The following is a 13,091-nucleotide window of genomic DNA, read 5'->3' on the forward strand; positions in this document are numbered from 1 at the left end:
CTAAAGGTGCGGATATGTCACGCCAACTTCAATACATTTACAAAGGCGAAACCAAGGTCATGACCTTTTCTTACCGTCAGCACCGCTCGCCTCATGAAGCTGCTGCAGAGGCCGAAGGCATTGATATCAATGATTTCCTAAAAATGGAAAGACAACTGGAAGTGATTGCAGATGGTAAAGCGGTGAAAAACCATCGTGAGAGCTACTTCAATAAGTTAGGGTTTGGCAAGATCATACTGCTAAAGAAAGAAGCCGAGTCAATCAAAGACAAACGCTAACTATTACACCTTTCTGCACACTGGTGACGGGATAGTTATCACTACCCGTCCCACCTTCAAGACTTGCATTCATCACCCTTCGCATCGCGCTAGAATCCCAGCGTTATTGTCCCTATTCTCTGAGCAGTGGACGTGCATACAACATTATTTGCAGTTTCTTGTCCGTCGTTCGTTCACAAGCACAATTCGCCGCCATCTCACCCTTATGGCAGGCTTTGCTCATGCGCTGCGCCAAACGCTCGCACGAACTCATACAGGAGCGACTATGCAAGGTGAAAATCACGCACTCATGTTCGAATTCCCAGAGTACAAAGATAAAATTCACGAAATGAAAATGGCCAACAAAGGCTTTGGTAGCTTGGTGGATGAATATCATCACCTAGACCATAAAATTCGCGGGCTAGAGATGGCGAGCATACCCACTGATGATAAGAACTTCCGTGACTTGAGAATGCGCCGAGTGCAACTCAAGGATGAAATTTACCAGCAAATCACCCAGTAGTCATAACACCGCCTGTACTGGCTTGTTCAAGCCAAGTTAGTTCAGGCTCTCTTTTCTTAATACGCAAACTCTGTGCAGCTTCATCCCAATTTATCACCAGTCCGATAATGGGGTTTCCACTTACAGGAAAAATGTCATTTCCCTATCTACGCTTAACTAACACAGATTAAAAAAAACCATACAAATGTCTTGAAAATGAGTCAGAGTGAAATCTGTGCGTTGAGTAATCTATAGCCTCTAAATAACGAGTGACGTATAGCTATGTCGGTCAGGGAAGCTCAATCAATGCGAAAACCGTTTTTTAATATACTTGTTCTATTACTTGTTGCCCTTTTTTCCGTGTTCTCACACGCCACAGTAGAAAAGACACAATCCTTTGAAAGAACACTCAATGGCGTTCAGTCGATCCTCTACTCCGTGCCAATAAAAGCACGCGCATTACTCAGTGAATTGGAAAAGGTAGAACTAAAAGAAAACCAACCTTTACCTTTGTTAGCGCGCTACTACCTACAGAAATCAACGGTTGATTTATTACTGAACGACCCTGAAAGTGCGATTGAAGCCGCTAATCGAGGCATTGAACTCACAGCAAGCGATCCACTGCTGCAGGCCGATCGCTATTTGATGCAATTGCGCTTAAGCCAGGCACGTATCTTAAAAGGCGAAGAAGCCTTAGTGCTGGTGCAACTCGATCAACTTTTGTCAGAGTCACAAGCCCTCAATAATCCTGAAGTCACCGCCGAGATTCTGCTGGTGAAAGGGCAAGCCTATAAAGCGCAAAATGAATATGACGTGTCGATGGCAGCATTAATGAGCTCACTCGAAGCCGCCAAAAACACAAAAAATGACCTTCTGATTGAACGTATCGCGTCCAATCTTGGTGGTATTTTGGTTCAGCTCAATGGGTTTGATAAAGCCTCAGTGTTACTTGATCAGTCCTACCAGTTCTTCCGTCAACGAAAAATGTCCTTTAACCAATTGCTCGTTAAACTCGACATGGCCGAGCTTGCAAAAAAGCAAGGCGATGATAAAAAAGCACTTCTTGAATACAAGCAAGCGCTTCAAATTGCGCAGGTGCTTGGAGACGGTTCACACCGTTTTCGCATCAACTTACAAATTGCGGATCTCTTGCTCCAGGCTGGGGATATCAAGAACATGATGCGTTATCTCAAAGCAACAGATAACCTGCGTGAACGTGAAAACATTCGCTACTACATCAGTAAATACAATTACCTCAAAGCCAACGAAAAGCTATTGAGCAATAACTATCAAGCCGCCATTGATTTAGCTACCCCTTTGGTCGTTTCACTGACCGAACAAACGCGCCTCTATCGCTCAGAAATTGCGCTTTATCTTGTCTTATCAAAAGCCCATTTTGGCCTTGAGGATTACAAGAACGCCTATCTAACGCTGCTGGACTACCAAAACCGCTTCAATACCTTTAGCGCCGATGAGCAAGTAGACAATCTAGAACGGCAACAAATGCTGTTTAATCTGGAAAAAATCAAGGCTGAAAACCAACACCTCAGCTGGAATAACGTACTGCAAACCCTTGAGCTAAAAACTAACGATCAAAAGGTGGAATATCTGAATGTACTGGTCGTGGCTGGCATCGGCTCAACGGTGATTGCATCACTGATTGCGCTATGGATTAATCGCCGCAGAATTCGTTGGGGCAAGATTGCTAACACCGACAGCTTGACGGGTCTTTTCAATCGCCGCTACTTTGGCACTCAGTTGGATCGCTTACAAAAAGAGATGGCGGCGGGCGATTTCTCGCTCAGTTGTCTGTTGCTCGATGTGGACCACTTCAAACAGGTTAATGATAATTTCGGTCACCCAACTGGAGACAAAGTCCTTGAAGGTATTGCCGGGCTGTTTAATAAACATTTACGACGAGACGACATCTGTGCGCGAGTGGGTGGCGAAGAATTCATGCTCTTGCTCCCAAACAGTGAAATCGAGAAAGCATCAGTGATCGCCGAAGACCTACGTCTGCGTATTAGTGAGTTAGAATTCCATACTGAGCAAGGCGTTAGTTTCAATATAACCGCCAGTTTCGGCGTAACTGACGTCAGTGAAAATCAGTCTCTGTCTGACATTTATAGCCGAGTCGATAAACTGCTGTATCGCGCGAAGCAAAATGGTCGAAACCGCGTCGAAACAACCATCAGCGATCACGACACTGTGACAGATCAGCCGTCTATGGAAACACAGCCATCCATGACAGACCGTATGCAGCGCATTTCTCGTCGAGTTCGCCGATTGAAATTTAGATTCGCTCAACACTTTAGTTAATGTGCAACAAACGTTAACGTGAGAGATGGAAAAGGCTTCCTATCTGCGCCTTTGCATTGCAAGGGCGCCATCGTCAAAAAGGAAACAGCTTATGCATTTTCTCATACGTCTAGCGCGCCTAAGCCAAATCGCCCCTTTTGCTATTCTCTCCATTCTTTCCGTGCAAGCCTTTGCTGATACGGTTAAGTCTGAAAAACACACCTTTAGCGTTGAAACTCTTGTCAAAAATCTCAATCATCCTTGGTCTTTAGTTTTTCTTCCTGATGGCAGCATGGTGGTGTCAGAGCGTAATGGCGTACTAAAGCACATCTCAACCACCCATGAGGTGACACCAATCCAAGGGTTACCAGACAAGTTGGTCGATAAAGGTCAGGGAGGGTTGCTGGGGCTAGCGCTAGCAACCGACTTTGAGGAATCAAAAACAGTATATATCGCGTTCACGGAAAGCGGCCATCTTGGTAAATCGGGAACCAGTGTCGTCCGTGCACAGCTAAATACCCCATCGCCTTCAAACTTGGTGCTTTCAAACTTGGTGCTTTCAAATATTACGCCGTTATTTACTCAAACGCCCAAACTTGGCGGTGGTCGTCATTTCGGCGGGCGATTATTGGTCACGGATGAATATCTCTATATCGCACTGGGCGACCGCGGAAACCAAGACAAAGCACAGCAGAACCGTTCCCATATCGGCACGCTTGTTAGACTCAACCATGATGGTTCCGTGCCAATAGACAACCCATTCACGTCAGATCCCACAGCGAAGCCTGAGATATATAGCTTTGGTCATCGCAACATCCAAGGAATGACGCTAGACAACGACGGAAAAACGATTTGGACCCATGAACACGGCCCACAAGGTGGCGATGAACTCAATCCCATCGCCAAAGGCGCCAACTATGGCTGGCCTATCATCACCTACGGCGTGAACTACGGCACGGGATCAACCATAGGAAAAGGGACGGAAGCGGATGGGATGGAGCAACCACTGCATTATTGGGTACCTTCTATCGCGCCTTCTGGTCTTGAAATGGTTTCCGGAAGTACTTTTCCTCGCTGGGAAGGCGATCTACTTCTGGGCTCTCTCAAATTTGGCTTGTTGGTCAGATTAGACATTGAAAATGGCAACGTCGTTAGCGAAGAGCGACTTTTGGACGGCAAATTCGGACGAATTCGAGATGTCGTCGAAGGCCCAGACGGCTTTATCTACCTTTTAACCGATTCTTCAAATGGCGCTTTGCTAAGACTGCGCCCTCAATAACAATGGCGAGGCATCATGATCACATCTGTGTCGAGCCAACAAATTGTAAAGAATTATGTACAAGCATAAATCCCTAATTCTGCCCGAGATTTGGTGAATTTCTGGAAATGACTCTCCAAAAAATCCATGTAACAGAATTGGTTGCATAATATAAGTGATACGCAGCCCAGCATTTAACATGTGTGTATTAACTATTGGACAGACCCTATCTGCGCCACTATATTCAGCGCATACCAACTAGAAACAAAGTCATCTTTGCTTGCTAAAACGGCATAACCCCGCTCTGCGGGGTTTTTGTCGTTTTGAGAATACTAAGTTTCAGAATACAAAGACAACGGGTTAATCAGAGCTATACTTTTCTCGTGTTTAAGATTAAGGAGAGAAATGGGAAATGCTGACATTTAGGCGATTACTGGTTAGCATTTTTGTATTCGCATTCTTTGCCTCTACCAATATCAGCGCTGAACAAGAAAATCATTTCGTTATCGGTGTACAAGCCTTTGCTGACTACGCGCCATATTCAACGTTTAAGAATGGTGAATATCAGGGCTTTAATCGCGAGTTATTGGATGCTTTTGCCAACGAATATAGCTATGAGTTTGAGTATCGTGCACTGCCACTCAAACGTCTTTATCGCAACTTAGTGTCCGGCGAAATTGATGCAAAATACCCTGACAACCCGTTATGGACACAAGATTTAAAGCAAAGCCGAGAGGTCATATACAGCGACCCAGTGGTATCTTTTATCGACGGTGTCATCATGCTCGATGAGAACCATGACAAATCAAGAGAAGCACTAGCAACAATCGGTATGATTTCAGGTTTTACCCCATGGCCTTTCCTTCAGGACATTAAAGCCAATACCGTAACAGTGTATGAAGCCAACAACATGGATGCGCTAATAAAAATGCTGTTGACCAATAGGATTAATGGGATATACACCAATGCTGCTGTATTCCGCAACAGGATCAAGTCAGGCTTTGAATCTGCTCCTTCTATGTCTCTTAATACGAGCCTCCCCTTCCTTGCTGGTACGCGTCATATGTCTAGTGTGTCTCGACCTGATCTCGTTATTCAATTCAATCAGTTTCTTGAAAATCGCGCCTCTTTTGTCGAATCGTTAAAACAACAATACGGGCTTATTAATGCTTCGTTGCTTCATAGCAACACACAAAACAGCTTAGAGAAGCAGTAACTCTACCGTCTTCAAACGCGTAACCTGCATGCCCAATCAATCTCAACACACTGATTTAGCGAGAATTTATTTGGATCCACCCCCACAAAAAAGCCCAACTAATTGCTGGGCTATCTATTTAGAAACGTGACTTTTTACAAACGTGACTTTTAGTTTTTTGCTGTTTTACTGCTCAGAACTTGATGTATCACTTCGGTCAACTCATCGTCTGGGTCACCCGATAATTCCCAAGTGAATACGCCGGCAAGACCTTGCTGCTTCGCCCATTCCGCTTTTGCTTTTACAGAACGTTTATCTTCAAAAGAAATGAAGACTTTCTTCTCTGCGTTCCACAAAAATGGTGCGTGAGACTCTTCATCATAGCCGTACTCGTAACCTTGCTCTTTGCTATAGTTGGTTCTCAAATCCCAGTACATGAAATAACCCGGCTCACCAGAACCAAAGCTTGCCCCTTTCTCTGATGCTAAATCAGCACTCGGCAGCGATCCATCAAACTCAGACCCTTCCCAACCACGGCCATAGAATGCAGCACCCAATACCAGTTTCTCTTTAGGGATCCCTACTTCTATCATTTGATTAATGAACACGTCCGCGCCCATGCCCCACCAGCTACGATCTGTCGCATGTAGATTAGTCTGATGGCCTGTTTGTGTCCCCCACCCGCCAAGAAAATCGTACGTCATGGCAAACATGTTATCCATTTTTGGCGCAACCGCTTTCCAATCAATTTGCGCGGCTTTCGGGCCGACACCCACAGCAGTAGAGAGCTCATAGGTTTTGCCTGTGTTCGCTGACAAGCCATCAAGTTCGCTGCGAAGCGCCGTCACCAATGTCGTGAATGCATCACGCTCAGAGGCTTTCGCGTCATCCGACAGTTTTGTATCAGGGTTCCAAGGAGATGTGGTTAAACCGCCACCACCTGGGTATTCCCAATCCAGGTCGATGCCGCCAAAGAAATCGTACTCGCCAATCAACGCCACCGCGGATTTTGCAAAGTATTTGATCGCTGCATCGTCCTTTGCCATCGCATGGAAAGGTTCAGACATTGTCCATCCACCAAATGAAGGCAGAATTGTCAGCTCTGGATTGTCTTTTTTCAGCTGCGCCAATTGTGCAAAATGTCCTTGGTAAGGTACATCAACACTCACCTTGCCAAAATCCACATCAAAGGCGACCTTGATCAACAACAATGGCGGAAAAAGGCGCTTTGCCCTCACACGCTTTTGCGACTTGCTGCTGTACCGCTTCAGATGCACTTTCATGTGGTCCACACATGCTCAAGAAAGCGTAAATGACGTGCGTGAGTTTATCCGCTGGAATATCAGAAACCGTATAAGGGTTTTCTGCATTGGCATACTGCCAATCCGCAAAATAGCCACCAACAACGTGATTTTCTGCAAACGCTGGAGCCGTTAAACACACACTCAGTGCAGCCCCTGCTATTATCTTTTTCATACCATCTCCTTGTATGAGCTATTCATTAACCAACTAATTATTAAACGATTAACGGAAAAATTAATGTTGGCTTCATTCCGAACAGAACTTTATTAACAGTTAGGCTACAAAGTTTGCGAGGGTAACCTTTTTTAGATGGAGAATAGATTTGCAGAGACGCATAAACTTGCATTGCCGCGCACACTATTTTGGCAGGCAGCGAATCAAAGTGTCTGAGCTTTCCAGTAAAGCGATTCCGTTTTCGGGGTGGACAGAGTATGCTGCGGCTACATCGTTTAAAATCATGACTTTGCCTCTCATTCGCACTTTAAAGCGATTCAGCAAAGAACCGAAACAAGGACACCACCATTTTGAGCAATAAACTCATCAGTATCGATTTGTTTTTTGTGATTGAAAGGCTCTTACCGGGCAAGCGCACAGTTGAGCTATTCCGGAGTAACGCTAAACACCTGCCGATTACAACGTTGTCATTGGATCACTGCGATTCCGCATCAGCACTCCAGCTCGCCTTGTACAAATACTGCATCAACTATGCAGCCTTCTCACGAGGTAACCCTCTCGCCGACGAATATGCGATAGATGGGAAAGATGAGCAAATTCAACCTGCAACGACCATTGTTGCTGCATTTATACGTGGCGCGTATTGGTGGGTAGAGCATTACCATGAGCTTTACCGCGAAGATTGGAGTGAAGATCAGAAAACGCGTTGGCTGAGAGATTTCAAATTACTCGTTCAAGCCATTATCGGCGTAGGTAACTGCACCAAAGCAGAATGGTTAATTAAAAATCACAGCGCAGTGAAGGCTCTGACCTATAACAGCCACATCACCCCTTTTATGCAACACTACGATTGACATATATTCGCCGCAGACTCTGCGGCAAATATTTCTACACCGTCTTTTCATTCCCCTCTCGCATCATCACTGTCGTCTAAACGTCATGTTCACGATCTACACTGTCGAGAACGCTCGTCGAGATTGAATTCACTATTGAAAAGACTCAAACGTTATCAATATGAACGTTACGCTATCCTTTGTCGTGATGCCTATCCTGCACACTTTGATCATCTTCAATATGGATTTTCAGAACTCGGACGACGAGACATAAAAAATCGATGGGGAAAAACCATTATTCGCATACTTTGGCGAAATGACGGTGATGCCGTCGTCGTATTCAAAGGATCGCAAAGTGTATGGGATTGGCTGTTAAATTTGGTGTTTATTCCTAGTCGAGTCGACGCGCCGGAGCATGCGGGTCATGTTCACTGGGGGTTTCAATTTCTTCTGCGCCAGCCAAGTCGATCCGCCTCCCGTATTTCAAAACGAGACACTTCCACGTTAACATCCGCCCAACAGGCAGACATCACACACTCTATTGAAGAAAACCAACTTGATGGTGTGTCCGTCATAGAAAAACTCGAGTCATGTCTCGCACCGCTCATTGCCCAAGGAAAACGTCTGTCATTCACTGGTCACTCATCCGGTGGCAGCATGGCAATTATCGCTGCGGAGATCTTGGAACAAAAATACCCAAACGCCATCAAACGGATCGTCACATTCGGACAACCTGCGACGGGTTACTGGAACTTCAAGCAACGCTATCGATTAAAGTCGAAAACTTACCGAATATGCTGCGATGTCGACATGGTGACATTTTTACCAGGGCTACCCTTTCTCTTCTGGCATGTCGGAGAGTTGCTTTGGCTTCACAATGATCGGATTTACCACAATATGCCCTCTCTTGTTCGTATCATTCGCGTTCTGACAAGTTGGCTATTGCGACCCATCGCCTATCACTTTATGGACAAATACATTCGCCGTAAGGACTATTTTGATAAACATTAGCAATAGAGCTGACTTATCCATCCTCTCTCCTTTTTCACTCATGCTTTACTCAGCAATCCCGCCAGAAGAATGAAATTAATCTACCTAAAAATCATGAAAAATACATATGTATCATTCTCTGGAACGATATTTCGCTTCATCTAGTATATGGTCTTTACATCGCTAAGGTGTCTTAGGCGCTAGCGAGTTAGAGACTCACGAACTTTTCTACCCGATATATTTGGGCGAGAAAGGGAATGGAAGGTGAGTTAGCAAACTTAGAATGGATGACAGGTATTAAAGATGATTAAAAAAACTTTGCTTTCTACCGCAATTCTCGCTGGAATACTCACCTCAGCACAAGTAATGGCAAACTGTGCAGGCAACGTGTATTCCATGAACGCTGGTCGCGGACATGTCGGTTTATTACTTGATGTGCAAGAAGCCAAAGAAATGCCCGCGATGTATACCGACGCCAGTGAGCGTGAAGAATACCATTCTCGTGCGCAGTTTAGCTCCCCAAGCATGTCTTATGACCGTATCACCGATCGTCTGTACTATATCAGCGCCCCTCAGCCTACGTCCTACCATGTTCAAGGTCCTGATGCTGACGTTTCAACTGAAGAGTTCAAAAATCTAGATTTGCACGCAAAAACCGTTGGCGCATACCAACTTTCTTATATGGACCCCGCCACTGGGGAACATGTCGCGGGTCCAACCGTGAAAAAGCAAATTCTACGCATGGCGTTTGAGCCGGACAGTGGCGAGTTATTTGCTTCTGATGCACAAACTATTTTCAAAGTTGACCCTGTTACTGGCGACATCACGCAACTTGGCAATTTCGAGAATAGCCTCAAGTTTGGTGGTTTTACTAACTGGGGTGACTTTGTCTTCCAAGACGGCGAGTTGTTGTTTGTGACCAATGGTCGCACCTTTACCGTTGATACTTCAACGGGCGCACAAACACTCAAAGGCTTCCACTTCATCGATTTCGTCGCTGCGGCAACATTGGATCAAAACGGCCAAATGCTGGTTGCAGCGAAAAACCAAAACGTCTCTGGCAATGTGAACAGCAACATTCTTTATCGCATCAAGCCGTCTACTGGCGAGAAAAAGCGTGTAGGACTGTTTCCAAGTCGCATCAGTGCCATGGCAACCGTGACATCAGAAGATCACACCTGCTATGAAAAAACCGTCTTCCCAAGTGATTTAAAACCTGAAGTCACTGGCATTACGTTGGCGTCAAACTCAGTCAGTGAAGGCTCTACAGCCTATTTCACCGTTGGTTTTGACAAAGCAACGGGCGATGCCAACACCAAAGTACGTGTCGCATTGAAAAATGGCAGCGCCGTGTTAAACAGCGATTACCGCAACACCGTTGCACTGTTGTTCTCTGACAACACCACAGGGTCAGCAACTATTTCATCAACGTTGACTGAAATTGCGTTGCCACAAGGCGTGACATCCGTTCGTATTGCCGTACCAACCGTGAATGACTCAACACACGAGAGCAGCGAATACTTCTCTCTGCAAGCTTGGGCGAATACCGATAAGAGTGACGTGACTACAGCCAATGTCACCATTACTGATAACGACCCTGATGTGCACACTTTGCTAACACAAGCTGCTCAAAACAGCGGCGTAGCATGGCACGGCAGCCGTGGCGGCAACTTGTTCACTAAGGATCAATGGATCCGCGGTGTGCATGCCAATGTTAGCGGCACGATCCCAGCTGGCACAACGCTTGAATTTTACAAAACAGGTGGTTATTTGCGTAGTATTTCCATCAGTCATGGCGGCCAATACTATGAGCAACATGCCAACCATGAGCGTTATTACAATTCAGGTGACATTGCTTGGGCACGTTTGAGGGGATCTAACGGTCAATACTACAACATTAAGACTGGGCACCGCGCACAGTTGCATTGGAACAAAAATGTAGATTGTTCAAACGGCTGTTGGAGCCGGATCTACAACTAACTTGATGAACGAATCACAGACATAAAAAAGGAGCGCAGCCGCTCCTTTTTTATATGTATACATCAGAGCAACCAAAAAGCACGCGTATAATACTAAAAAAAAGACAATGAAATAATTCTAGACGTTTAATTTCAACGCTGTCTTTATTTATTAACAAATAAGCCTACTTTCATTGCTGAAAAACGTAAACTCTCTTTGACCTAATTAATCTGAATCATACTTTCTTCATCTCAATATGTGAAAGCGTTACATTAACCGTTGGACATCACTAATACTTTATTCACAAATTCTATCAAAAGGCTTATAGCGGCCTCCTTAAAAACCATTAAAACCTCACTCATTTCATTAATGAGAAAGAAAACTGACCGATAGTCCAATAATATTCTTACACAGCTGACGTGTAACTGTATGCCTCCGCGAATGAGATAAATCCAAATCCCAAATTGCATAGGTAACCCGAAATATCGGGGTAGCTGAAGGCACTTCGGTGAACCGTGCTAATCATCCACTCCGGCACGCACAGCAAGTGGAAGATAAGTGAGATAAATATTCGGTTCGCTAACTTAAAATGGATGACAGGTATCAATAATGATTAAAAAGACACTGCTCTCTACTGCGATTATCGCTGGAGCACTCACTTCTGTACAAGCAATGGCAAACTGTGCAGGCAACGTGTATTCCATGAACGCTGGTCGCGGACATGTCGGTTTATTACTTGATGTGCAAGAAGCCAAAGAAATGCCCGCGATGTATACCGACGCCAGTGAGCGTGAAGAATACCATTCTCGTGCGCAGTTTAGCTCCCCAAGCATGTCTTATGACCGTATCACCGATCGTCTGTACTATATCAGCGCCCCTCAGCCTACGTCCTACCATGTTCAAGGTCCTGATGCTGACGTTTCAACTGAAGAGTTCAAAAATCTAGATTTGCACGCAAAAACCGTTGCCGCATACCAACTTTCTTATATGGACCCCGCCACGGGGGAACATGTCACGGGTCCAACCGTGAAAAAGCAAATTCTGCGCATGGCGTTTGATCCAGACAGTGGCGAGTTATTTGCTTCTGATGCACAAACCATTTTCAAAGTTGACCCTGTTACTGGCGACATCACGCAACTTGGCAATTTCGAGAATAGCCTTAAGTTTGGTGGTTTTACTAACTGGGGTGACTTTGTCTTCCAAGACGGCGAGTTGTTGTTTGTGACCAATGGTCGCACCTTTACCGTTGATACTTCAACGGGCGCACAAACACTCAAAGGCTTCCACTTCATCGATTTCGTCGCTGCGGCAACATTGGATCAAAACGGCCAAATGCTGGTTGCAGCGAAAAACCAAAACGTCTCTGGCAATGTAAACAGCAACATTCTTTATCGCATCAAGCCGTCTACTGGCGAGAAAAAACGTGTAGGACTGTTTCCAAGTCGCATCAGTGCCATGGCAACCGTGACATCAGAAGATCACACCTGCTATGAAAAAACCGTCTTCCCAAGTGATTTAAAACCTGAAGTCACTGGCATTACGTTGGCGTCAAACTCTGTCAGTGAAGGCTCTACAGCCTATTTCACCGTTGGTTTTGACAAAGCAACGGGCGATGCCAACACCAAAGTACGTGTCGCATTGAAAAATGGCAGCGCTGTGTTAAACAGCGATTACCGCAACACGGTTACCCTGTTGTTTTCTGACAACACCACTGGGTCAGCAACTATCTCATCAACGTTGACTGAAATTGCGTTGCCACAGGGTGTGACATCCGTTCGTATTGCCGTGCCAACCGTGAATGACTCTACGCATGAAAACAGCGAATACTTCACTCTGCAAGCATGGGTGAATAACGATAAGAGTGATGTGAATTCCGCGAATGTCACTATTGTTGATAACGACCCTGATGTGAATACTCTGCTGACTCAAGCCGCACAAAACAGCGGCGTAGCATGGCACGGTAGCCGTGGTGGTAGCGGTAAAGACCAATACATTAGAGGTGTACATGCCAATGTCAGCGGCACGATCCCAGCTGGCACAACGCTTGAATTTTACAAAACAGGTGGTCATTTACGTAGTATTTCCATCAGCAATGGCGGCCAATACTACGAGCAAAACGCCAACCATGAGCGTTACTATCAACAAGGTGATATTGCATGGGCTCGCCTGAGAGGCTCTAACGGACAGTACTACAACCTTCGAACAGGTCACCGTGCACAGCTGCATTGGAACAAGAATGTTGACTGTTCTAACGGTTGCTGGTCAAAAATCTACAACTAAATTATTGCGTTAAATAGAGAAAAGGGAGCAAATCATTGCTCCC

9 protein-coding genes and 1 pseudogene are annotated in these 13,091 nt (G+C 45.3%); 9 read left to right on the plus strand and 1 reads right to left on the minus strand.

From position 1 onward, the window contains the following. The first annotated feature begins 14 nt into the window (after positions 1 to 14). From AC3CIC_RS19750 to AC3CIC_RS19770, 5 genes are all read left to right on the plus strand, one after another. Positions 15 to 278 (plus strand): DUF2960 family protein, encoded by a 264-nt coding sequence (locus tag AC3CIC_RS19750; protein WP_016958360.1) that lies wholly within the window; start codon positions 15 to 17, stop codon positions 276 to 278. 265 nt (positions 279 to 543) lie between these two features. Then, entirely contained in the window at positions 544 to 780 is a 237-nt protein-coding gene (locus tag AC3CIC_RS19755) for an HP1242/YdcH family protein (protein WP_488516826.1), read from the plus strand. A 285-nt stretch (positions 781 to 1,065) separates the two neighbouring features. Then, complete coding sequence (locus AC3CIC_RS19760; protein WP_488516827.1) at positions 1,066 to 3,078, plus strand: diguanylate cyclase; 2,013 nt, start codon at positions 1,066 to 1,068, stop codon at positions 3,076 to 3,078. 91 nt (positions 3,079 to 3,169) lie between these two features. Beyond that, on the plus strand, positions 3,170 to 4,336 hold the full coding sequence (locus AC3CIC_RS19765) for a PQQ-dependent sugar dehydrogenase (RefSeq protein WP_488516828.1): 1,167 nt from the start codon (positions 3,170 to 3,172) through the stop codon (positions 4,334 to 4,336). Between the two features lie 391 nt (positions 4,337 to 4,727). Beyond that, positions 4,728 to 5,531, plus strand: coding sequence for a substrate-binding periplasmic protein (locus AC3CIC_RS19770; RefSeq protein WP_488515931.1), 804 nt, complete (start codon positions 4,728 to 4,730; stop codon positions 5,529 to 5,531). Between the two features lie 149 nt (positions 5,532 to 5,680). On the opposite strand, the pseudogene AC3CIC_RS19775 reads toward AC3CIC_RS19770, so the two are convergent. After that, a pseudogene (locus AC3CIC_RS19775) lies at positions 5,681 to 6,986 on the minus strand (glycoside hydrolase family 18 protein). Positions 6,987 to 7,336: 350 nt separating this feature from the next. Between AC3CIC_RS19775 and AC3CIC_RS19780 the strand changes: the two are divergent. From AC3CIC_RS19780 to AC3CIC_RS19795, 4 genes are all read left to right on the plus strand, one after another. Next, positions 7,337 to 7,840, plus strand: coding sequence for a hypothetical protein (locus AC3CIC_RS19780; protein ID WP_016958354.1), 504 nt, complete (start codon positions 7,337 to 7,339; stop codon positions 7,838 to 7,840). A gap of 135 nt (positions 7,841 to 7,975) precedes the next feature. Further along, on the plus strand, positions 7,976 to 8,830 hold the full coding sequence (locus tag AC3CIC_RS19785) for a lipase family protein (protein ID WP_488515932.1): 855 nt from the start codon (positions 7,976 to 7,978) through the stop codon (positions 8,828 to 8,830). A gap of 282 nt (positions 8,831 to 9,112) precedes the next feature. Further along, complete coding sequence (locus AC3CIC_RS19790; RefSeq protein WP_488515933.1) at positions 9,113 to 10,789, plus strand: YncE family protein; 1,677 nt, start codon at positions 9,113 to 9,115, stop codon at positions 10,787 to 10,789. Positions 10,790 to 11,377: 588 nt separating this feature from the next. Then, complete coding sequence (locus AC3CIC_RS19795) at positions 11,378 to 13,048, plus strand: YncE family protein (protein ID WP_488515934.1); 1,671 nt, start codon at positions 11,378 to 11,380, stop codon at positions 13,046 to 13,048. The last annotated feature ends 43 nt before the right edge of the window (positions 13,049 to 13,091 follow it).

It is taken from the genome of Enterovibrio sp. QJM3NY_24, from assembly GCF_057786035.1.